Here is a 24,055-nt window from a genome sequence, read left to right on the forward strand (position 1 = left end):
GTTGATGTTATGAAAAGATGTTGCCTTAATATATAATTCATGATGCTCCGGCAAATGAGCCGTTATACAGCTGTTATTTTGTTATTACCCAAATTTTAAGGAACCTTCACTTCATGTTCGGGAAGATTGCGATGTGCCTTTCTTCCCTTGAGTAGCCACAGCTCTGGTGTATCCTGCACACCGTCTATACGCATACTAAATGCCATTGATGGTAAATTGCGTACACGGAGCAATAGGCGGTTTCCGTCTGCTGCTGCATCTACAAGCTCTAGCAGTGTTCGTGAATCCTTTGCTGGCTTGCGATTTAAAGCGCGAGTTGAATCTGCGTTGTCCTCCCGGCTCCAAATACGCAGCTTATCTAAAGACGGCGTAGCAATTCGCTTATTGAAAGAAATAATCACCTCATCTTCGGCGGAACGCTCCGCCTTAAGAGGTACGGGAGGCTCATCGTACATGTAGCCTCCCAGATGGTATTCATAGGCAGTCCAGGCGTTGTAGTCGCCCTCCAGGGCGGTAGCCCCGAATTGCCGCGTCCACTCGCGGTCCCGAACCATCCGCGCGAGCGAACCGATATCTGCCTGCACTCCGAGGGGCAAGCCCGGATAAGCGGCGCGTATGGACTGCGCGATGCGAGCATAGCCACGAATATACTGTGGCGGCAGGCGGCGGCGCATCCAGTCTGGCCAATGGGTCTGGAGTACGTGCATATCCGGAGCTACGCTCCCGATCATGGCTACCGCATCCAGGCCCTGCCATTCCCGCAGCTGACCGGGAATATCGCCACGCCCGCTCACAGCGAGCGACCATGTCGACACGCAGATGTCCGGCCGGACATCACGCACACCGCCTGCGCCGTTCACCAGCTCACAAATGAGCCCATTCACGGCGTCCACGCGCAGATCGACCCACTGCGCGTACAGCTTCGGGACCTTCCGGTAGTAATTCCGCGCATGCTTATCGCGGAAATTCGGAATGTCCTCACCGCAGCGCGCACGGAAGGCACGTTGTGCATGCGGCCCAATATCCCCGTACACTCCACTGCGTAGCCCGTTCCATTCGGGGAAATAAGGCTCCGCCACCTCAAAGCCGTCAAACGGAATATCGGTGACGAGCCGGGCAGCGGCTTTCTTTTTCCATTCCACATATTCGTGGGCAAAATGCGAAAGCCGCTGAAAGCCGTCGTTGGGCTCGCGCAGCAACTCCATACGCCATTCCTTCCACGCTGGCGGCAGCTGGGACACGCCAAAAGAACCGTTGCCCAGCACCATCGCCCACACCGCGATGCCTCTGCGCTGAAAAGCAGCAACAAGCGCTCCATCCACTTCATTTTCACGTACAACAAAATAATGCACGGTCTGGTAGCCCGCAAGGGCGATCTCATCCGCTATGCTATCCCGCGACCGATTGGCGTAATAGGGAAACAACGGATCAATTTGAATACTGGGACCGTTCAGAGCCCATGGTTTCATTTTTCCGATTTGTGCTATAGAGTCTGTCGATTCGGATCGCTCATCTCTCTTATTGTCCAATTCGATCCACCTCCGTCACTCACGTTTTTCCGATACTTGCTCAGAATCTACAGGTTTGGGCTATATGTTCCTACTGGTTCGCCTATGTTACCATATTTCGCAAATGGGGTGAAATGCAGCAGCTACTGTTTCATCATTAGCGTTCAGAGGTATTGGAATAACGAGTCAGGTTTAGCTTATGAACGGAATGGGAGGAATAGTCAATGGCAGAGCAGAGATTGCAAGGAAAAATAGCAGTGGTCAGTGGTGGAGGTTCAGGAATCGGCAAGGCAACCGCAATTCGTTTTGCAGAACAAGGCGCCAAGGTGGTCATGCTGGATCGGACACCTGAGCATGCAGAGGAGACCCAAGCAATCATTGAGCAGGCCGGCGGTGAAGCACTTGTGCTGGAATGTGATATTTCCAAGCCAGATATGATTCAGCAGGGGTTCGCTAAAGTCGTAGAAAGATACGGAAAGCTGGATATCGTGTTCGCCAACGCAGGCATTAATGGCACCATGGCCCCTATTGAGACCATGGAGCTGGAAGAATGGGACCGCACGATGAACATTAATCTACGCGGCACCTTCGCTACCGTTAAATATGCCGTTCCATACCTGAAGGAACGCGGCGGCAGCATTATCATCACCAGCTCCATCAACGGTAACCGAACCTTTTCGGGTATTGGGTTCTCAGCTTACGCTTCCACCAAAGCGGCGCAGGTTGCTTTTATGAAAATGGCAGCGCTGGAACTGGCACGTTACAAAATTCGGGTTAACGCGATATGCCCAGGAGCCATCGACACGAAAATTGATGATAACACGTACCCTACCGAAGACTTGAAGAAGGTACAAATTCCAGTCGAATTTCCGAAGGGCGGAGAGCATCCGCTGGAGGATGCTCCCGGTGAGCCAGAGCAGGTCGCCAATCTGGTTCTGTTTCTCGCCTCAGATGAATCATCCCATGTATCGGGTACGGAGATCTATGTAGACGGAGCAGAATCGCTGCTGCGCTAAGCATAAAGGGGATCGTTGTCCCCATATAAACTACTGTTTAGTCATTCCTAGCAGCCTTATCCCAAGTCATTACTAGTGGAAAAGGCTGCTTTTGCATGACTTGTGCATCGTTTCACAACAATTCTATAGCGCCCTGTCAGCACCATGCACAGCTCCTTTGCGAAGGCGGACATACAATCTCCCTCCTGGCAGCACCTCAAACAACAACATCAGAAGAGAAAAGAACAGCAGCGCAATGGCTTCTTCTGCCAAAATATAAACAGGGTATGGTCCCAAAACATCCAGTATCGATGGTGTCGACGGCTTTCCGGTCAGAAACATGTAGTTGGCACCGAGAGCACGGTCTACAATCCACACCATCAACGCCAAGCCATTGAGAAATAGCATAACTTTCCCTACACCCTTCCACGTCGGTCGGAGCCCTGCGATCCAGGTCATATATAGGGCAGCCAAAATAATAGCACTATGAGCTACGAAAAAATGGATAAAACGATAGTGAGGAAAGGCATAAGCCAAATTAGGCGTGAGTACGGCTTGAAGCGCTCCTCCAATTCCGGCAAAAAGGACCACCGGGTATAACCAGCGGCTGCGGAAAATAAGCATGAGGATGGACAACAGCAGTGTCACACTGCACAGTTCCAAGGGCAATGATGTCTGGACATCCCAAATATGCTGTGCCACATACCATATATTCAAAGTCACCTCTGAGAGAACGAGGACCGTAATTAATAGCCAGCGAATTCCCTCACTTACAGGCTTATTCGACCGAATCCAGCCCCGCGTTAGCCACAACAGCACAGCGCATACAATGAGTCCCAATATAGCCAAACCATGTGACGGAGTAAAAGCCTCGAACCCTTCCGGCGCGTACGCATCGAACCAAGACCCTGACCATAGCCAGTCCATAGAAAGCCCCCTTCGATCTCTTTCTTTTTTCGCACCTTCTATTTTATACCAAATAGTCGAATATGTTCTAGCCATCTTTCTTGCTTGTTCAATACCTTAACCTTTATGATAAAAGATATTATATTCAAAGGAGAACACTCATGCCGATTAATCGCCGACTAATTACAGATCAGGATTTCAGCGAGGCACTGGAACGTCATCTTCGTATCCGGGTATTTCAAGATGACCAATTGATTGGCTCAGGCGGGACTATAATCCGTTTTGACGATCAAACCATCGTTGTGCAGTCTAGCGTCAGTGATCTGGCTTACCATCCCAGAAAACAATGTGAGTTTTTTGAAATTAAAAAATAGCCACCACGCACCGGAGAACCCGTTTGCTTCGTTTTCCGGTGTGTAGCGGCTAAGTTTTATGGGTATTCGTCATATCTTACATGACGGTTTTAGTTATAGTTGATTCCACGTGTTTTCATCATGAGTTTATTCGTAAGCACTTTCAAGTCCTCGGAAGAGGATGAAATTTCCTGCATAATAGCCGTCTCCTCATGAGCAGCCGTATAAATTTTGTGAGCACCTTCAGAGAATGCCCCTGACATTTGCTGAATACGATGAATCTGCTCAAAGGTTTGATCCACCCGATTCGTCTGCTCTGTTACGGCTTCTTCCATAGTACGAATGCTTTCGACAAATTCACGTACAATAGCGTTCAAACGGTTCAGTGTCTGATCGACAGAGCTTGTCCGTTCCGCCTCAGCACTGACCAAAGACGTTTGCTGATGCATCAACTCCACGGTCTCTACGATTTGTGACTGTACACGGCTAACGATAGCATTAATTTGCTGTACAGACTCCGTACTTTGGGCGGCAAGTGCGCGAATTTGGTGCGCTACTACAGCAAAGCCGTTCCCTTCTTCTCCCGCACGTGCCGCTTCTATGGAAGCATTCAGCGCCAACAGATGGGTCTGTTCGGCAATATCCTTCACGGTGCTTGTAATCGCTTCAATTTGTGAAGCTTCTTTTTCCAGTCGTGCAATCACCTGCTGCGAACGACTATGTGAAGCTGTCAGCTCTCCCATTCCATCCATCAGGGATGAAAATACAGTCTGCGTCGAATCCACTGAATGCTCCATATGGCCTGACAATTTCAGCATATGTCCCGATTTGTTACGCATCATTTTAAAATCGCCCAGCATTCGATCTGCTGTTTTAATTGATTGGGCAGATGCTTGCTTTTGCTGCTCCACGCCATCCAAAATATCTTCTACCACCGTAGACATGGACTCGATTTGCGCCGTAGCTTGTACAATAGCCAAGCTCAGATTTTCTGCACTTTGCGAAGTTGTTCTGGTGCTATACGAGATCTCATTGAACATATCTTTAATGTTCAGCATCAGATGCCGAAATGCATCGTACAACACTTTGATTTCATCATCTGAACGGCGCTCTGGAATTACGACAGACAGGTTGCCCGACGAAGCTTCCTCTGCCGCCTTGGCCAATCTAACAATTGGCCGTGTAAGTAATTTTGAGATCAACCAGCCCAAAATGCCACTCCACAGGACACCCAATAACAAAATGATCGAGGTGTATACCCATTCCTGTGTACCATGAGCAAGCCAGTCCTTGAGTACAAAAATAAAAAAAGCGCTTGTTCCATAGGTTATTGCTGAAATTGAGACAAATGCAGTAACCATTTTCGTACCTAGTGACATCTTCATGTACTGTAGCCCACCCCAAAAAACTCAAATTTGATTCCATTTTACCATAAAATTGCTACATTTCTAGTAGTATTTTTCACAGACACCTATATTTATAAGCATAAAGATGCAGAGCCTTAAGTCCCCTGACCTAACTACAAAAACAACATGCTATTCAGGCAGCAAACTGCGTCAAAAAAAGTGGACGAATCGCGCTGCCGCTTACGTTGCAGGCCATTCGTCACATCTAAAGTAATCTATTTCTTCGCAATCCCATTTTCCATCATTGAGAATAACTGTCATCCTTTTGTTCAACAACTGCCTTTTTAACCGCTTCAATTGTGTCTATTTGGTGACTGTTTTTTTCCAGTACAGTAAACTCCCATAATCCGCTGGTCAGCTTGTCTCCTTGCTGGATATCAAAACGTTCTGAAAGCATCCAACCGCCAATCGTATATACGTCCCCGGCCTCAATATCTGTCTCCAAGCGCCGATTGACCTCATGGATAAGCGCCTGTGATTTGAGTATGTAACGATGATCATCTGTTTTTGTAATGAGTGGTGTTAGCGCTGCGGGGGTTTCGGTATCCGTATAGGAAGGAATGTCTCCAACAATCTCTTCCATAATGTCCTCTAGGGTGACAAGCCCAGACGTTCCACCATATTCATCCACCAGCACCGCTACTGGAATACGTCGTTTTTGCATCTGAATCAGCAGATCCCGAGCCTGTACCGTCTCAATCACCTGAAGTACCGGATGAATGTAAGAAGCCATCGTTGTATTTCCTGTACTATGCCCACGGGCCAAATCATGCAGAGCTTCCTTAACGCGAATCATCCCGATAATACGATCCCGGTCCCCATGTTCAGCTACAGGCAGAAAATTGTAGACCTTGTCCTCGATCAGCTCCATAAACTCGGCTACCGTTGCCTGATGAGAGATGGAACGGATGTGGATGCGTGGTACCATAATTTCCTGCGCCGCACGGTCATCAAAATCAAATACATTATTCAGGTATCGATATTCTGTCGGTGTAATTTCACCACTACGAAAGCCTTCAGATAACGCTAGTCGAAGCTCAGCTTCACTGAGTGCTGCATCTTCTTCAGATACCTTTTTCAGCCCAAAAAGCCCCGTAATGACACGTGAAGAACGACTGAGCACCCAATTCAGGGGATACGTTATTTTATAGAATACCGTAATCGGACGGGCAAAAAACAATGCCATCGGTTCGGCAATTTGTATGGCAAAGGTTTTGGGTACCAGTTCCCCAACGACCACCTCGAAATAGGTCAAAATCAGAAAAGCCAGCAAAAAGGAGAGCACTCCCGTTAGTCCAGCTGGAATATGCGCCAACACAAACAGGGGATGTAGCAGCTTCTCAACTGTAGATTCCCCTAACCAGCCTAGCGCCATTGAAGTTAATGTGGTTCCAAGCTGACAAGCGGATAAATACTCGTCGAGCCGAGACAGAATATTTTTAACAGCTTTCGCATTTTTGTTGCCCTCAGAGGCCAATTGGTTGATACGAGATACCCGAACACGGATAATGGAATACTCTGAGGCCACAAAAAAAGCTGTTAAAGTGATAAGTAAAATAACTAGAATGATATTTATCGTTTCCATAGCCCTCTCTTGCTCCGTTGATGCCGAAGCAAGAAGCACCCCCTTTGACATTCATTTTTGGTTGGAACCATAACATAAGTAATGATGTCCATAATCGTGTATTACCCAAAAATGACAAGGAGTAGACTATGTACGACTTGGTTAACGAATCGCCAGTGGACTCTTTTGCACAATATCTATCCATTGATCAGCTATCAACTGATGCCCAACCGCTGTCGGATGAACCCCGTCATGCAGCCAATAGGAGGCGTCCGCCTTGGTAGCAGCTTCGTTCAACATGCTCTGGAGCGGCACAAATACGGCCCCATATTTGTCGGCAAGTTGACGTACAATACGCTGGTAACCCGTTATTTTTTCTTGCCAAATGTCCCAGCGCGCCTCGGTAGCTCCCGTTTTCAAAATAAACGGCTCACACAGCACCAGCCCGGTATCAGGCATCACTTCACGTGTCTCCTCCAGCAGGTGGCAATAGGCTCGTTCAAATCGGTCCGTCACCCCGGACGGCTCCTGCTCCACGATCCGCCAGGCATCGTTCACTCCGATTAGAATACTGAGCAAGTTCGGCTGTAGACTAAACGTGTCTTCATTCCAACGTGCATACAAATCCGAAACCCGATCCCCCGAAACTCCCCGGTTGACAAATTCCGGCTGTGTATCAGCCAGTCGACTCCCAAGTGCCCCAGCGATCAGATACACATAGCTCTGACCCAGCCAATGGTTCGCGTCCTCATTCCGTCCCCTTCCTCCGTCTGTAATGGAATCTCCTTGAAAAAGAATACGTGTGTGTCCTGTACTCGACATTTTCGATTGTCCTCCTCGTAATTTCCAATAATACCCTTATCATACCTCTTATTTTTCGAATTGGAAAGCGGTTTCAGGAATTGGGAGAGTTATAGCCACTATGCAGGTGGAATGGTGCTTTCCATTGCTTGTACAGCACCATTCCACCTACTCCGTTTTTATATTGATTTTTCGATTTCAGACCGCTCGGTACTTACACACTTCGCGAAAATTACAACCCCCGCATACTCTGCGAGAAGGCATCGGTGTGAAGAAAGACTCGGGCTTGGGTCGATTATAGTAATCGTCATCAAGGCAGGACTTCATTTCCTCGATGTAACGTCCTACATTGCCAACTACCTTGTCGATATCCTCTGGTGTGGGGCGATATACTTCATGCTCTCCTGTCATCAAATACTCCACACGTACCTCGATCTTCTCCAAAGGAAGCTGATAGTGCTCCTGTACATAGGAAGCATACAAAAAAAGTTGGTCGGAAAAATCGCCTTCCTTACCTGTTTTCCAATCCACGATGACCATGTCTCCATTGTCTCTACGGTAGAGCAAATCCATTTTGACATATACTTTCGTCTCATGAAGGAGCATCGTATCCCACTTCTCCACTTCTACAATTCGGGCCTTTCCCTGTTGCAGTTCACGCCAAACCGCAGTACGGTACAAATTGTGTACCACCGCGTGCTGTCGCTCCTTAATCCGGGCAATCCGTTCCGGAAGCACTTCATCGTCGTAATAAATCTCTGCCAGCATAACCCGATTTTTGGGATCTTGCAGCCATACCTCACGGTGTAATGATTCCTTGTAGCTGTCATTCAACATGTTCTTCATAGCTGTCTCCAGAAATGCTGTGCGCGGGACAGCCCCTTTTTCCATCCACCCGCGTATGACCGATTCACACATTTGGTGCGTAATATTCCCGAATAAAATATATAAGTTGCTCAGTTGCTTAAGCCGATACAACGTAACTTGCTCTTCAGTGCCCTGTGCCGAATTCCATCCGTTATGCGAGCCGTAATAATGATAATAGTATTTGCGTAAGCATTCGTCGAACGTTTGGGCCCTCGATTGTGAATAGGACCAGGACGGATATATTGCCATGACAGGCCCTCCTTCATTAGAACTTCCATCTCTTTATTATAACGCATGCCTAAGCTGTATCGGTCATAAAAACGACAAAAGACTTTAACCCATAGGTTAAAGTCTTTGACTGACTAGTTAGTATTCTCGCTACGAGTCCGTTCAGCATTGATCAATTCACTTACATTAACAGCACCATCCTCACGGACGTTGACTACGAGTACTGGAGTTCCCAGCATTCCGCTGATCCACTCCTTGTAATCATCCACATGATCATTGGGAAGAATCGTCAAGATCACACCAGCAAAGCCACCACCATGTACCCTGCATGCGCTATTATCAATTGATTTTAAATACATTTCCGTTAAAGCCAGGGCAACCGATACGTCTTGTTCCCGATCAATCCCACTTCTATATACATTCTGTAGCCATTTCCATGAAGAATTACCGGATTCGGTAATGAGCTTTAAGAAATCAGAAAAGCGCCCTTCCTCCAGCGATTTCACCTGCTCATCCACACGCTTATTTTCTTCAAAAAAATGCAAAGCACGAAGCACTGCCCGATCCCCAGCTTTTTCCCTGACCATCTTGAGATTGGCATACAGATTCTCAGGCGATAAGTCACGGCAAACCGAAGCGCCCAAAGACTGAGCCACTGCACGCATTTCGTTCGGCACCGCTGCGTAATCATCGGTTAAATCAGCATGATTTCCACCTGTATTTACAATAACCAGGGAGTAGCCGTTTTGTTCAAAATTCCAATGGACTGGATTGATGATCGGTTCCTTGGGATTTTCAAAATCAATGGAAATCAAACCGCCATATGCGCAAGCCATCTGATCGAGCAGCCCTGAAGGCTTGTTCCAATAGACGTTTTCCGCATACTGACCAATTTTGGATTTAGCAACAGTATCTAACGCTCCCTCGTTATAAAAATGATTTAATATCGTGCATATCAACATTTCAAACGAAGCGGAAGAGCTTAATCCTGAAGCAGAGAATACATTACTTGATATATAAGCTTGGAAGCCTCCGATACGATACCCGAATTCAAGCAGACCAGCTGCAATACCACGGACCAGCAACATCGTACCGTCATCCTCCGGTTTTGGTGCCAAGTCGTTTAAATCAATGACGTATTTCGTTTTGTAGCCTTCAGAAAAGAATGTTATAACGGATTCCTCTACTTTAGCAGCTACAGCGATCGTATCAAGTGTAATACTGCCTGCCAGCACCTTCCCGTGGTTGTGGTCTGTATGATTCCCTCCAATTTCGCAGCGCCCCGGAGCACTAAACAGTTCAATATCCCCTACACCAAAATGCTCCTGATACGCCTGTATAAGTGATTGATATCGAGAGGTTTGCTCGGAAATTTGTTGTTGGCCGTACATCCGTGCGAGAACAATCTGTCCCTCGCTAGAATTCAATAGCTCCATATCTTTCATCGTATATCCCCCTACTTGTATGTCTGTTTCCACGCAGAATGATGCTTTAATTATCTCAATTTTCCGTGTGTAAAAGTATGGCACAATTTTAATCTGTAAGCGCTTATTTTAATCGCTTTTATGAGCATTTTACCAATATAACTAAAAAAGAACCAGCCCCTAATCGGGGCTGGTTCCTGTATTTACACCTGATTCATTCCATACACTAACCGTTAAGAAGAAGAAGGGTGTTCTGGATTTCTTTTTTAATCGCGTTTCAGCACATATTCTCCAGCATTGTTACGAGTTACAGTAGCGCCAAGTGCCTCTGCAACAGATTTGAAAGGAACATACAATGTGCCATATTCATCCGTATATGGAGCTTGCGGCAACGTCAATGTGCTTCCTTCCAGTACAGCCTGCTTGGAGCCACTTTTTAGCTTAATCGTCTTACCAGTAATATCATCAATTACAGTTGTTTGTTTGGCAGCCGCATCCCATTTTAATTCTGAGCTCAATTCGCCTGTCAGTTCACGCAATGGGATGAAAGCCGTACCTCCACGATTCTCCAATACGTAGTAATCGTCTTTAGGATCGAAAATTGTTTCTACTTTTGTAATTTCCAAATCATTTTTTAAAATGTTGTAGATCGGAGAATTCGCTTCAAAATTGCGCAGTGTCGCTCCCGGTGTTAATTCAGCTTGTGCATTCAAGTCAATAACGCCGTTAGAAAGATCTACTTTATCGGCCGTTACACTACCATTGACGTTCCAGGATTGGGTCTCGGTCAGAACGGTAAAGGACTTCACCGGAAGATCGTCTACATCTGGCAATGCAACTGTCAGGTCTGTCAGCGCTTTGCGAACATTTCCTTTTTCATCAAAATACATGTCGCTTTTCAGCACAGTGTTTGCACTCAGAACTGTTTTGATTTCAGGTGCCTCTGCATACATAGTGCTGACTCCTACATCATACTGTGCCACAGCCAGGTCCAAATACTTTTTAACTTCAGTGTAAGCCTCGTTGACCAGCTTTTCTTTGTTTTCATTCAGTTCCGTTGTTACTTTATCACTACCCTCAATAGCTATGCTGGAAGCGATAGTTTTAGTCATATCAATAGCTTGACCGATCAATTCTTTTAAGCCAGCTTCATCCTTGGCCAGATTCGCCAGGAATGGTTTTACCAATGCAACCAGTTCATCACCGCGCAGTTCTGTATGGAGACGAGTCAGTTTCACCTTGTCTTTTTCACCGTATACTTCTTCGGTTACAGACGTTGCAGAAATGGTCGAAGGGTTAGGAGCATGCTTGAGCATAAGTGCAGCAGCTGTTTTGGTCAGATCTCTCACGTCTTTGGAATATACATACGGATCAAACCCGGCAGGCAGACCACTCAAACTCTCTTGCGAGTTCAAAGATATGTAATAAGGTTTTTTGGCACCTTCCAGATGAATAGCCATACCTTGGCGATCCAAAGCAAGCTCAAATGGCAAATTATACTTATCAATGTGCAAAGTACCCTTGGCGGAAGCAACTTCCTCCGATTGTACCTTGGCTTCATCTACAGTCACCGAAATCGAATTAATCAAATCTATGATTTGTTGATCTCCTTGCGTGATACCTTCTTTTGGAGTCAATTTAAGAGAAATTTTCTCCGTTGACTGCTGGGATTTCACATCAAGTGTTCCCAATAAATTTTTACTTACATCAAATCCGCCTACTGCCTGGCAACCTGTCAAAGCTACCATTAACAGAATAAGAGGGACGGCAATCCATTTTTTTATATTCATATTAATCCCCTTTCAAGATATTTCCGTTATCTCTTCTATTATCTCAGTGTTAATACGCATTGTAAATGAGTAGATTGGAAAATAGAGCTAGTTATTTAGGATCAATTTTCAGCCTGAAGCATCCGGTAAGCCAGAAGTGCCATTTCCAGACAGCGACGTTTGTCAGAGTCTGCCAAATTCCCTTCTACGATTTCATTAATTTTATCTAGTCGATTATAAAGAGTCTGCCTATGAATATACAAAATTCCGGCGGTATCACGCTTGGAGCCATGGCATTGAAAGTAGGCATCCAGGGTATCCAGAAGCTGCATATGATGCTCACGATCATGCGCAATCAACTCACCCAAATGGTCCTGTACAAATTCTTGTAGAAAAGGAATGCGAGGCACCGCCTTCAACAATTGATAGATTCCGATGCTGTCGTAAAATAGCCGATCCTTCATGACCGGAACGCTTCGCGCGACTTCAATGACCTGATATGCCTCTTCAAAACTGCGGTCCGTCCCTGTCATGCGGTGCCTTACCTTACCAAAGCCTGCATGAATGCGCACTTTATCAAGCTGTCCTGCGGCATAGTTCTGAATATATTGAACCGTATGGGCCAGCACTTTTTTCATCTGCGCTATGGAACGCAGCGTTAATTCCTCCTTGGCACAAAGGATGTAGCATTGACTTCCCTTCATCATCAACAGATTGTGCAACGCTTCTTTTTTCAACAGAGAACGAAGCAGCACTAATACATCCTGATTGATGGATTCCTTGCGCACCTGACTTGCTTCCTTGTCCTGATGCTCTACCTCGATAACCCCTGCCCAAAATAAATACCGCCCCTTCGTTAACAATCGCAGTCCCATCCGGGTCTGGGCCTGTTCTTCATTGGGAAGCTGGCCGTTCAATACATCCTGAATCAGTTCATTTTGATTACGTAGCAACCGGTCTTCAAGAAACTGTGTTCTCAGTACCAATGTAGCGGCCGCCTTGGCTGTGTAATCAATGAGCAGCGACATTTCTTCCGTCGGCATTTCATTATGCAGTACCACTCCTACAGCGGAAAACACCTGACCGAAGCATACAACAGGCTGAAACAAGACAGCAGTGGATTCATTCAAGTGAAACAGCAGGTGTCCTTCACGATCGGCAGTCATACTTGATTCCACTTCATTGGCATAAAAATCTGCAATATGGTCTGCCACATCCGGCTGGACGGAGGGCACAAATCGATTGGTATCAATGGAGGACATGTAGATGACCTGCCGGGCAGCATAGTCATGAAGCACACGCAAGAGGGCGTTCATATCGGTGCTGCGTAGGGTTTCCTGCTGAAGCTGACGTGAAAATCGCTCCAGATCTTTTAATAGTTCATGATGTCGGTTAATAAGTAGAGAGTGAATATCTTGTGTAATTTCAACAAAACGCACCGGCTGCTCAAATACGATGACCGGGAAGTGATGCTGTTCCGCCAACTCCAGTATTTCAGGGGGGATCTCATAGATGCTCGTGCCCAGCTCCACACACAATCCCGCGGCTTCCGAGCGGATCAGCTGCTCCATATACTCGGCGCGCTCTTCCCCCTTCCGGATCAACCACAGGCCGGTCGTCAAAATCAGGTCATGACGGCTCACAAAGGGGGATACATTTGTGATTTCTAGCACATGAACCCAACCCACACGGCGGTTTACGCCCTGTTCCCCCGCTGCCAGCTTCGCCCGCCGGAAAACAGGACGTTCCAGCACATCCGCAATGGTAAATGTTTTTTTACCTTTCATCGGCATTCTCCTTATGTGTATGTTTCTATGTCATTTTATATGACATATATTCATCAAAAAGTCGAGCCTTTAAGTCAGATAATCCGACAAAATGTATGATGCGAAGGAGTCGCACCCCTTGTAAACTGTACCTAATCTAACATGAATTGCCTTTATCGGCTTGAGTCCATGTAACTAATCAGCAGACTGCATACAAATGATAGTGCCATTTTCTACGCTCGTTTGGTCGCATCCAACACTAAAACATAGCAGGCATAGCTGCCCTAGAACAATGCTTGGCTGTTGGACAACACGATCAACAAACATTGATTCTGCAGCGTAGCTGCCCTAAAAACAATCATTTGCCGTTGGATAACAATTATTTTTAGGAGAGGTGAGACGAATGAGAATTGGGATTCCAAAAGAGATTAAGAACAATGAAAATCGTGTCGCTCTGACACCTGCGGGTGCTGCTCAAATGATTCAACACGGACATCAAGTGTTTGTAGAAAGCCATGCAGGGATTGAAAGCGGCTTTACAGACGGAGATTATGCCACTGCGGGTGCAACCCTTGTACAGCAAGCTGCGGATGTATGGTCCCAGGCGGATCTGATTATCAAAGTAAAAGAGCCGCTCCCCTCTGAATACGGGTATTTTCGGCCAGGTTTGATTTTGTTCACCTATCTGCATCTGGCTGCCGAGCCCGCACTGGCTCGGGCTTTAACAGACAACGGCGTAGCCGCCATTTCCTATGAGACGCTAGATGTGGAAGGAAGCCTGCCGCTACTTACCCCCATGAGCGAGGTTGCAGGCCGAATGGCTGTACAAATCGGAGCACAGCTGTTGGAAAAACCAAAAGGCGGTAAAGGCATCCTACTGGCAGGTGTGCCGGGGGTCAAACGCGGTAAAGTGACTATTATTGGAGGAGGGGTGGTCGGCACCAATGCTGCCAAGGTCGCTATCGGTCTCGGGGCAGATGTGACACTAATCGATCTGAGCCTGCCAAGATTGCGCCAACTGGACGATATTTTTGGCAATCAGCTCCATACGCTGGTGTCCACCCCCTCCAACATTGCTGAAGCCGTGGCGCAAAGTGATTTGCTAATCGGTGCTGTCCTGATTACCGGTGCCAAAGCCCCGCGGCTTGTCACAGAGGCCATGGTGCAGACGATGCAACCCGGTTCAGTGATCGTCGATGTCGCCATTGACCAAGGTGGCATTGTTGAGACGGTTGACCACATCACGACACATGATCAGCCAACCTATGTAAAGCATGGCGTCATTCACTATGCAGTGGCGAACATGCCAGGCGCGGTACCGCAAACTTCTACGCTCGCTCTGACCAACGCAACGCTCCCCTTTGCTCTCCAACTTGCAGATCTTGGTGTGCAAGAGGCGCTTCGCAGAAGCAAGCCGCTGCTTAGCGGTGCCAATGTCCTGAATGGACATATTACCTACGAAGCAGTTGCCCGTGATCTGGGGTATCCTTATGTTCCTGTGGAACAGGCATGGCAGACTAAAACCTTGCAATAGAAAAAAAGCAGCACAAAGAACCATACACTTTTCCCAGTAGGGATTGAAGTGTATGGTTCTTTGTATGCTAACTGCATCTAACATATTTAACCGCATTTAGACGGCTTCTGACGAAAGGAACATTTGGAGACGGCGATAAATATCCGTGATTTCTTCCAACGACATGCGCACCAGTCCACTAGACGAAGGTGCCACAAATTCATGCATTTCGGGGATTAGCGGTTCAGGCTGGAATCCCCAATCCGCTTTGGATTTTTTACTATATTCGGTGTACACGCCTTTGCCGACAAAGCAAGCGACCTTCGGGCGGTATTCCATTAGCTTTGCATGCAGCTTCAGACGTCCTTCAGCGTATTCCTCACGGGTAATGTCCTCCACTCCCCTGGTGGGGCGGGAAACAATGTTTGTAAAACCGAAACCCAGCTTCAACAGCTCCCGATCTTCCGATGGATCGTATAAGCGAGGCGTCAAGCCGGCCCCCTCCAGTATGCGCCAAAAGCGGTTGCGCGGATTAGCGTAATGATGTCCTACCTCGCCTGATTTCAAGCTGGGATTAAAGCCGATAAATACAACGGATAATCCATAGTCGAGATGATCATCTACCTCGTGTAGTTCTGTCTCTGGTTCTGTCATCGGGCCCCTCCTTCCTCAAACCATATCCAGCGGCTGCTTCCTCGTTGGCGGAGGAAAAGCTTCGTCTATTTGTTGAAGTTGTTCAGGGGTGAGCTGAATGCTCGCCGCCGCTGCATTTTCTCGTACATGCGATTCTTGTACCGCCTTGGGAATTGCCCATACATCACCGTCCCGTATGACCCATGCGAGTGCGATTTGCGATGGAGTTACTCCGTGGCTGGCAGCAATGTCTACCATAACAGGATGGTCCAGCAGTCCTCGACGCAGGCGTCCCCCTTGAGCAATCGGGCAATAGGCCATTACAGGTACTCCATGCGTACGGCTCCAAGGAAGCAGATCATATTCGATACCTCGCGAAGCCGCGTGATACAGCACTTGGTTGACAGCACAGGCTTCGCCATTACTCAGGCTCCATAGCTCCTCCATATCGGACTTGTCCAGATTGGACACGCCCCAGCTACGGATTTTGCCTTGCTCACGCAGTTTTTCCATGCCTTGTATTGTTTCTTGCAGTGGAATATTTCCGCGCCAATGCAGCAGATACATATCCACGTATTCGGTTCCCATTCGGGTTAGGCTCGCTTCGCAGGCTTGATCCAATCCTTGACAGTCCGCATGATGAGGGTAGGCTTTGCTGACGAGGTACACATCATCCCGGCGGCCCCGAATGGCCTCCCCGACGATCTCTTCTGCGCCGCCCTCCGCATACATTTCAGCCGTGTCCACCAGCGTCATACCCAGCTCGAAGCCAAGTTGAAGCGCACGCACCTCCTCCTGCCGAAGTGAGGCTTTTTCGCCCATATTCCACGTCCCCTGCCCGATGAGTGGTACTTCACGACCGTCCGTCCATGTAATCGCACTTTTCTTATGTTGACTCAACTACATTCCCTCCTTAGGAGCCTGGTGTCACAGGCTTGTCAAATACATGACTCTGCGTCCAGTGCTGACCGCCATCCGAGGTGGTATATAGGATCGGGGCCTGCTCTGAATCCGAGAAAATAGCCCAGCCTTCCTTGGCATTGGCCATCCCGATTTGCTGATTGCCATAACCCTCAAAGCCTTGCTTGCCATTGTTCCACGTCTTGCCACCGTCAGTTGTCCAACCAATCGTATTAGGCTTGTCGCACGGTGCACAATAGCCTCCCATCAATGCGGTACTGCTGTTAACTGCATAGAGCATGCCTGGTGCCGTCCCTACATTTTTGGGAACCTGATTGTCTTGCTGGCCAATACCCGGTGCCGGACCGCCGCCAGCGGTGGAATTTGCCAGTACAGTACGCCAGCTTTGTCCGCTATCAGCCGTATGCCAAAGCGAATACGACGTCTGATTCATCCCCGTGTCTCCAACCAGCTCAATCCATGCGTTGCCCCGTTCTACCGAACGAATAGTTACTCCGTTCAGAGGCCCTTCGGTTGTTCGTGACATGACAGGGGTCCAATTTTGGCCCCCGTTAACGGTGTGTAAAATCTGGAATGAGCGTTCTGTGCTCTGAGTTACCGCCCAGCCGTTTTGCCGATCATGATAATATGGCTGTCCTACTATGTGGCTAGGTACGGGGAGCGAAGACCAGCTTTGTCCACCATCTTTGGTATATTGATTGCCACTGAATCCTTCCTTGGATGATACGAAGTGTAAAAAGCCCGCTTGTCCTTGCTCAGGCACAGTCCCGACAGCTTCCCAACGCTTGCCGCCATCGAGAGTTGCCAGCAGTGAACCGCTATCTTCCATAACAGCCCAGGCCTGCTGTCCATTCAAGGCAAAAATCTGTTGAACCGTACCTTTTCCTTGATACTGCACATTCCAAGCTGAACCGACTGAACCGGATGGAGCCGCATCTGTTCGGGCAATCCATCCATTACCGCCGATCCAGCCGGATTGGCCGTCGATTAATCGCAGCGCGGTAATATTGTCCATGCGGACGTTCGCTATACTAGCATCTGTCGTTGATTGCCCTCCTGTCTCCACTGATTTGTCAGTGCTGGACGGAGATGTGCTATTTTTACCGTCAGAAGTAGTCTGCTGTTCCGGTGTATCCACAGTGGCTCCCGAACCATTGACTTGTGACGCTGCAGAATCCTTTGGTTTGTTCTGAGCTGTTTGTCCTGTTTGTGAATTTGATTCACACCCCGCTGCTACTAGGGCTACGGCGAGCAAAAGCACCCAAACCGATGTTTTTTTCTTCATTTTGTTCATCCCCTTATGTTGTTGATATACTTGCTGCGCGGGTATGGTACTCACAGCAAAGCATATTCTATGTATTACTCTGCTGTATTGGTTTCACTCTTGCGGTGAATATACGATACTGACTGCATGCGAATCCTGTATGCGAATCGTTATAGGATTACGAGTTTACAGGAACAAAGCCGCCTTTTTCAATAGCCCGAGTTCCTTCTTCGCTTTGCAGCCATTCAAGTAATCGTTGCATCGAAGCACGTGGTTTCTCACCTTCGCGTGTAACTACAAACAGTTGGGCTGTGAATGGATATTGTTTCGAACGAATGTGTTCTTTGTCAGGCTCCACTCCATCAATAGATAAAAATTTGACCTCTTGACGATTATGCATCACATTTGCGAAATAATAAAATGAATAACCGAGCGCATTGTGATCCTTGTTAAAATCAGCAACTGCATTAATCATTTCACCCATTATACCAATTCGGAGTTCCCGAGGTGGTTCAGCCATGTCATGACCTTTCATCACTTTCTTCTTCATATATGTTTGACTTCCTGAATTTTCCTCTCGCTGATAAGCAACGATCGGCTGATTCTTTCCCCCTACTTCACTCCAGTTACGAATAGATCCTTCATATATGCTGCGTACCTGCTCCGAAGAAAGTCCGTTAACCGGATTGCCTTTATGAACGAGAAAAATAAACGCATCCCACCCGATGGGTGTGAGCTTCATTTGAATTCCCCGACTTTTCGCCAGGCGCAATTCCTCATCGGATGGACCCGCCACCAGTATCAGATCCGCCTTCTTTTCAATCAGATTGACATAAGCCTGATGTGTTGTGTTGAATCTCAGTTCGTGAGCCGCACGAACCTTGCTCATTCCGGTCAATTCATGCAGCATATCCTGCGCGAATGGAATGGCCGCTGTAGCTCCATCTACTACCGGGAAATCCCTTTCCGCAATGTACGGACGTTGAGGAAGCATGAGCGTAATCGTCAGTACAATGATGAGCGCAGCAGATATCGCGGCAACAACCCATTGCCATCTATGATCCACCTTACCATTCTTGTCGGTTAGCGCTGGATAACGATTCACCCCAACTCCTACTACCATGCCAACTATCGGCAGCAGTGCAGCCAGTAGAAACCAGAATTCACCATGCTGTGTATATGGGCCCAATACCTCTAACACAGGCTCCGCCCAAGCATGATAGAGTGAAAAGAGCCCCCACGCCCCTCCCGACACTTCAGCAGGTTGACCACCTGACCCTTGTATTCCTACAATCCACAACCACAGCCCACATAATAATGATAATAGCCCTGTCAGCATCAACGGAAGCTTGCCCATGTTGCACATACGCGCACTCAAGGCACCATAAGCTGCAAAGATGAGACCGATAATCCATGCATATAGAAGCAGTATTACAATCACAGTTGTATCCGTTACACCTTCATGCCTCAGCAGAAGCTGCACTTGGGGTGCCACAACCATACTCCAAACTATATTAAACATGACTGAAAACAATCCAAACATAAAAGTACCGCCCAGCCATGGCCAAAACCATGCGAACCGCACAGACTCATCCTTTTTCGGCTTGCTTATAACTTCCTTTGGTTCAGACATGTACATCCCCCTATATCTTAAAAATGAAAATGAGACTGTAAGCCATTGCTTCTTCATTGTACAATTATGGTAAAGATTAGTATACGAAAGGATGGTAAACATGGCAAAAAGGCCTCCCCTACAGGAAAGGCCTCTTTGGTATCGAATCTTCTCTATATCGCTCTGGCATGGATCAAAAAACGATGCTGCTTCACGTCCCAATACCCATCACGTTTAATGTCCAAATACAGACCATACAGCTGTTCTATATATTTCTCTGGCTGGAAGTCTGCAATCTGCCATTCAATGACTTTTAAGTAATAGACAATCGCTCCAATATCGTAAAATCGCTGTATCGGAAACTGTTCCCGCTGCTCTACGATTTCAAAACCATTGCTTTTCAAACCTGCAAGTGCCCGAGGAAGAGTCCAGTCCGCATACACGTAATCAGGTGCTCCCAAGCGAGCGTTAAGGCCTGCACAATCCAGGCCTCCCGCCTGTTGAGTCAAAAACGTACCTCCAGGACGCAAAATACGGCGCACTTCCGCTGGCGAAAATGACTCATGCTTGTTCAGCACAAGATCGAACCCGGCATCGCCAAACGGAAGGGAATCGTCATCATGTATAGCCATCACGTGCACACCCAGCGGCTCCAATCTTTGCTTGGCAATAGATATGTTCGGTGCATATGCCTCTGTCGCACATATGATCTCTGGAAAAGGGCGAAACTGCGACAAGAGCTCTCCCCCGCCTGTTCCCATATCCAGCATCGCCTTGGTGGAATGGATCAACGCCAAAGCCTTGCTGGCATAAGACCAGTCCAAAGGCTCGCTCGCCACTCGTCCCGTATCCGAGATGAATGAAAAATCCCATCCGGAAAACGACTGTTTATGATGCTCCAACAACTGTAGAAATTCATGATCTTCTGTATATTTCATATTTTTTGCTCCTCCACTATTGAACTGTACACGCATTGGTCTCTATTTATATCAGTTCTAATGTGGAGGAGCTCTTGCCCGTCGATCAGGTTGTTATATGTCGTGTCCCAACCATCCCATGTTCATCTACCTCCGTCCATTTGCCATCTAAACCAGACGCTCTCCCTCGTTAGAGCTTAAGGAATTGCCGGTAAAGCCTTTGCAAGCTCCGGTGTCATGTCGCTTGGAGTTAAATAGTAATAGCCTGTGTGGGGATCTGAGCTAAATAAAGGTTTGATCTTGACCTGAAGCAGGTAAGTACCCTTCGCCATATTAGGAGTAAAGTTATAGGATCTACGCTTTTCCAGTACAGTACTCCAGAGCTTCGGATCTTCAATCGTTATTGCTTTGTGCTTCTGTTGGATTCTTCTAAATAGCTTATAGTCTTCAATATACTGATTGGGTTGATAAGGTTCAAGCTCTTCAGTAATAATAGGAACAGCCCGTATCGAAAAAATATCCTTGGCATCAATGATGACCTTATCCGCATAACCTTTTTGCTCTAGCCAACCTGTAAGCTTGTGATAGGAAGCCGGCCAACTAAATGAAATTTCACGCTTCCAGCTCGGTTCGTTATTGGTAGAGGATGACTCTTTATTTGTAATAGAAACATTCCCCAGAGGATATCGATGTGATTGCATTTCGCTATAACTCATATTTAATACTTCTTCTCTGAGTATATCTTCAAATTCACGAGTTTCTTTGGGATTGGTCAAAACCACTCGTCTTTCATTATCATCTATGGATTGGATATTAATCGTCTCTGCTTTTCCTTGCAGCTTATCCAGTTCATATCTTACCGTTTTATAAGGCTCTGCTTCCATCACCTTAGTAAGTTCTGTCCTGAAAGGCTTTTCCGGGAATGTATAACGCCTAGTCATAGTGGAACCATCATCCAAACGGTAGACTATGACTGCCCTTTCAACGGCCAGGTTTTTGGACAACGATTTCTCGCCAGCTGCATGTGCACGTACGAGTTCACGATGTAAATTCAGCACAGAGGCGATATAGGCCCTGTCTTGGGAGTAATAAGCTTCTTTTTCTGCATCTCCCCCTAGAGGCTCCTCTTGCCCCACATAAACTTTTTCTACGGAGTGTGCTGTTGGAATCCGTCCCTCATAACCCAACCAACCTGAAATCGGGATATATAGTACTAGCCCCATGATCACACCGTAAACGACCATTTCCACCAAAGCACGAACACGCACAATTTGCCACGTCTTGCGGACGACCATCTCTACAACGATATAGCCTAGAACAGCTCCAAGTGCATACCCAAAAATCGACCAATTTGCTCCTCTTGTACCTGCATTATAAAAATAATCGCCTATTACAAGCATGGCGCATAATGTGACTCCTGCCTTGAACAAAGGCTGTAAGAAAGGAAATGCTATGGCCTGAGTCGCCTTCTCGACCAAGCGTTTACGATACAAACCATAACTCAAGGCAACAAATAACAGAGAGACACCTAAATAGGCAAGTAGCTCCATGTAGGAAAAGGCGCGCTGCGGCAAATTGTCCATAATGCGTACAAACGGCGATAAGTTATCCCAAACATTATTACTGCTGCGAAACTCTCCACCATTAATATATTGAACAACGGTTTCTCGCACTTGCACATAACCGTATAAATTACGTTCCAGAAAACGCCCTATCATCATGGATAGAAACTGAGGCAATAGCAGCAAAACATACACTACTACGGTCTGTAGCAACGATTGCCCCACACAAATCCCTACAAACACAGTAAAAGTAAACAGGAAAATCGTAAGGACAGATACGACCAGTGCCCATGATCCAATATCATTAATATGAAAAATATAAGGCAGTTCGACTGACGTGTTAACCCAAGCAGTTACTCCCGCAGTCAGCCATACAGGTACAAGTAAAAGAATAAGACCGCTAATTACATGTGATGTTAATAAATGCTCCCTACGCAAAGGTAGGCTGTGATACAAATCGGATGGCCCCTGTCGCTGAACAAAACGAAGCAGCATCACACCTGCCAGCACGGGTACGGTCGTTAAGATTAATTTTTGCAATTCATTACCTGAGCTTGTGCTATCAAACAAGCTTTTTAAAACCACTCGTGGTTGTTCATCACCAATGCTCATAAACAATGGCAGCAGTACTGTAAACAGCAATCCTACCAAGTACAATAGACCGATCCAGCCATGCTGTCTCAGGCATTGGCGAATTACGCCGCCGCTACAGAAGAATCGGTTGGATGTCATAACCTGCGTCCTCCATTTCATAAATGAAAATTTCTTCAAGCGTCAACGGCAGCAAATCGAATACATGCGGCTCATACGCTTCAATCGTCTCCGCAATCCGCTCTCGCTCACCCCGGATAATAAGCAGCAGAACACTGCCCCTTCGCTCCTTATGTACGACCGAAAGTTGGCTACAGACAGCTTCCTCATGCATGCTGTCCCGAAAAGCAACCTGTACCTTATGCGTATCGGATTTGAGGTCGTCTACCTCTTTTTCCAATAGCATCCGACCTTGGTGCATAATGCCGACATGATCACACATGTCTTCAATCTCACGCAAATTATGCGATGAGATCACGACGGTCATCTCACGTGCAGCGGTTTCTTGGAACAAGAGATTTTTGATCATTCTACGCATCACCGGGTCCAGACCATCAATGGGTTCATCCAAAACCAGCAGCTCAGGCATGCAGCTCAAGGCAAGCAAAAAAGCGGCTTGGCGCTTCATCCCTTTGGAAAAACGGTGAAGTTTGCGCTTCGGGTCCAGCTTGAAAATATCCGTAAGCTGTGTGTAGCGTTCCTCACTCCAACTTGGATAAATGGAGCGGTAAAACCGGGCCATCTGACGAATTGTCGCTTGCGGGAAAAAATAAGGGGTATCCGGTAAAAACAGAATGTGCTGCTTGACTTCAGGCTGCTCATACACTGGCTGACCACCGATTAGCACCTTGCCAGTATCCGGTCGGTAAATCCCGGCAATGATTTTGAGCAAGGTCGTTTTCCCTGCCCCGTTCGAGCCCAGCAGTCCAAAAATGGAGCCCTTCTTTACCGTAAGGGCAAGCTGATCGACAGCCTTTTCTTCTGTAAATGTCTTTGTGACTTCCCTTAATTCAATCAAGGGACATCCCCCTTTCCTTTGTTTGCATAGCTTCCACGTATATGTCGTCCACTTCCTGCTGTGTAAAACCGAAATGGACAGCTTCGATCATCAGTTTTAACAATGCCGCCCGAATCTCATCCCGCTTTATTTGTTGCGGCTGCTGCTGGGTAGGCGTGACAAAGCTGCCTTTGCCCTGAACGGAATAAATATATCCTTCGCGTTCCAGCTCGCGGTACGCCTTCTGAATCGTATTCGGATTCACCGTAAGTTGAGCGGACAATGCCCGTACAGAAGGCAATTGCTCATCCGGCTGAAGCGATCCGTACACGATCATTTCCTTGACCTTCTCCATAAGCTGTTCGTAGATCGGCTTACGGCTGCGGATATCCAGCTCGAACACATGGACTTCCTCCTTTCAACACTGGCTCAAATTCATTTATACATGTTCAACTGTT

Annotated in this window: 20 protein-coding genes; 3 read left to right on the plus strand and 17 right to left on the minus strand. The window is 47.2% G+C overall.

Translation table 11 applies throughout. From position 1 onward, the window contains the following. Positions 1-95 precede the first annotated feature (95 nt). Positions 96-1,529, minus strand: a complete 1,434-nt coding sequence (locus ACXHJ2_RS17950) for an N-acyl-D-glucosamine 2-epimerase (protein ID WP_165080330.1) — start codon at positions 1,527-1,529, stop codon at positions 96-98. 203 nt (positions 1,530-1,732) lie between these two features. On the opposite strand from ACXHJ2_RS17950, the gene ACXHJ2_RS17955 reads away from it, so the two are divergent. Beyond that, on the plus strand, positions 1,733-2,524 hold the full coding sequence (locus ACXHJ2_RS17955; RefSeq protein WP_025675500.1) for an SDR family oxidoreductase: 792 nt from the start codon (positions 1,733-1,735) through the stop codon (positions 2,522-2,524). A gap of 123 nt (positions 2,525-2,647) precedes the next feature. Here the strand turns inward: ACXHJ2_RS17955 and ACXHJ2_RS17960 are convergent, their stop codons facing one another. Then, positions 2,648-3,430 carry a YwaF family protein gene (locus ACXHJ2_RS17960; protein WP_064962449.1) on the minus strand — a complete coding sequence of 261 codons (783 nt, stop codon included), beginning with the start codon at positions 3,428-3,430 and terminating at the stop codon, positions 2,648-2,650. Between the two features lie 140 nt (positions 3,431-3,570). Between ACXHJ2_RS17960 and ACXHJ2_RS17965 the strand changes: the two genes are divergently transcribed. Further along, a complete protein-coding gene (locus ACXHJ2_RS17965) occupies positions 3,571-3,783 on the plus strand; it encodes a hypothetical protein (protein WP_025675499.1) in 213 nt (70 codons plus the stop codon). 89 nt (positions 3,784-3,872) lie between these two features. Here the strand turns inward: ACXHJ2_RS17965 and ACXHJ2_RS17970 are convergent, their stop codons facing one another. The 7 genes from ACXHJ2_RS17970 to ACXHJ2_RS18000 form a co-directional block, all read right to left on the minus strand. Next, on the minus strand, positions 3,873-5,147 hold the full coding sequence (locus tag ACXHJ2_RS17970; protein ID WP_165080328.1) for a methyl-accepting chemotaxis protein: 1,275 nt from the start codon (positions 5,145-5,147) through the stop codon (positions 3,873-3,875). Between the two features lie 262 nt (positions 5,148-5,409). Next, the gene (locus ACXHJ2_RS17975; RefSeq protein WP_058711162.1) at positions 5,410-6,753 is read right to left on the minus strand and encodes a hemolysin family protein; all 1,344 of its coding nucleotides are present in this window, start codon (positions 6,751-6,753) and stop codon (positions 5,410-5,412) included. A 141-nt stretch (positions 6,754-6,894) separates the two neighbouring features. Continuing rightward, positions 6,895-7,554 carry an SGNH/GDSL hydrolase family protein gene (locus tag ACXHJ2_RS17980; protein WP_040101980.1) on the minus strand — a complete coding sequence of 220 codons (660 nt, stop codon included), beginning with the start codon at positions 7,552-7,554 and terminating at the stop codon, positions 6,895-6,897. 177 nt (positions 7,555-7,731) lie between these two features. Next, positions 7,732-8,649 carry a RecB family exonuclease gene (locus tag ACXHJ2_RS17985; RefSeq protein ID WP_025675495.1) on the minus strand — a complete coding sequence of 306 codons (918 nt, stop codon included), beginning with the start codon at positions 8,647-8,649 and terminating at the stop codon, positions 7,732-7,734. A 113-nt stretch (positions 8,650-8,762) separates the two neighbouring features. After that, positions 8,763-10,073: a galactokinase gene (locus tag ACXHJ2_RS17990; protein ID WP_025675494.1), complete on the minus strand. Its 1,311-nt coding sequence runs from the start codon at positions 10,071-10,073 to the stop codon at positions 8,763-8,765. 245 nt (positions 10,074-10,318) lie between these two features. After that, complete coding sequence (locus ACXHJ2_RS17995; RefSeq protein ID WP_013369695.1) at positions 10,319-11,842, minus strand: copper amine oxidase N-terminal domain-containing protein; 1,524 nt, start codon at positions 11,840-11,842, stop codon at positions 10,319-10,321. Between the two features lie 101 nt (positions 11,843-11,943). Then, on the minus strand, positions 11,944-13,608 hold the full coding sequence (locus ACXHJ2_RS18000) for a PucR family transcriptional regulator (protein ID WP_165080326.1): 1,665 nt from the start codon (positions 13,606-13,608) through the stop codon (positions 11,944-11,946). A 382-nt stretch (positions 13,609-13,990) separates the two neighbouring features. Here ACXHJ2_RS18000 and ald point away from each other — a divergent pair, with 382 nt between their 5' ends. Next, positions 13,991-15,121, plus strand: a complete 1,131-nt coding sequence (gene ald, locus ACXHJ2_RS18005; RefSeq protein ID WP_165080324.1) for an alanine dehydrogenase — start codon at positions 13,991-13,993, stop codon at positions 15,119-15,121. 96 nt (positions 15,122-15,217) lie between these two features. Here ald and ACXHJ2_RS18010 read toward each other — a convergent pair whose 3' ends face one another. The 8 genes from ACXHJ2_RS18010 to ACXHJ2_RS18045 form a co-directional block, all read right to left on the minus strand. Beyond that, entirely contained in the window at positions 15,218-15,754 is a 537-nt protein-coding gene (locus ACXHJ2_RS18010) for a mismatch-specific DNA-glycosylase (protein ID WP_040101983.1), read from the minus strand. 15 nt (positions 15,755-15,769) lie between these two features. Then, a complete protein-coding gene (locus tag ACXHJ2_RS18015; protein ID WP_165080322.1) occupies positions 15,770-16,633 on the minus strand; it encodes an aldo/keto reductase in 864 nt (287 codons plus the stop codon). 13 nt (positions 16,634-16,646) lie between these two features. Further along, positions 16,647-17,939, minus strand: coding sequence for a WD40/YVTN/BNR-like repeat-containing protein (locus ACXHJ2_RS18020; RefSeq protein WP_165080320.1), 1,293 nt, complete (start codon positions 17,937-17,939; stop codon positions 16,647-16,649). A 157-nt stretch (positions 17,940-18,096) separates the two neighbouring features. Further along, positions 18,097-19,551, minus strand: coding sequence for a PstS family phosphate ABC transporter substrate-binding protein (locus tag ACXHJ2_RS18025; RefSeq protein ID WP_165080318.1), 1,455 nt, complete (start codon positions 19,549-19,551; stop codon positions 18,097-18,099). 152 nt (positions 19,552-19,703) lie between these two features. Then, complete coding sequence (locus ACXHJ2_RS18030) at positions 19,704-20,468, minus strand: class I SAM-dependent methyltransferase (protein ID WP_165080316.1); 765 nt, start codon at positions 20,466-20,468, stop codon at positions 19,704-19,706. Positions 20,469-20,644: 176 nt separating this feature from the next. Further along, on the minus strand, positions 20,645-22,741 hold the full coding sequence (locus tag ACXHJ2_RS18035; protein WP_165080314.1) for a DUF6449 domain-containing protein: 2,097 nt from the start codon (positions 22,739-22,741) through the stop codon (positions 20,645-20,647). Next, positions 22,716-23,618, minus strand: coding sequence for an ABC transporter ATP-binding protein (locus ACXHJ2_RS18040; protein WP_029516088.1), 903 nt, complete (start codon positions 23,616-23,618; stop codon positions 22,716-22,718). The genes ACXHJ2_RS18035 and ACXHJ2_RS18040 overlap by 26 nt, the downstream gene beginning before the upstream one ends. Continuing rightward, positions 23,611-24,000 carry a GntR family transcriptional regulator gene (locus ACXHJ2_RS18045; RefSeq protein WP_016821396.1) on the minus strand — a complete coding sequence of 130 codons (390 nt, stop codon included), beginning with the start codon at positions 23,998-24,000 and terminating at the stop codon, positions 23,611-23,613. The genes ACXHJ2_RS18040 and ACXHJ2_RS18045 overlap by 8 nt, the downstream gene beginning before the upstream one ends. Positions 24,001-24,055: the final 55 nt, after the last annotated feature.

The sequence above is a fragment of the Paenibacillus sp. ALE3 genome (assembly GCF_054113405.1).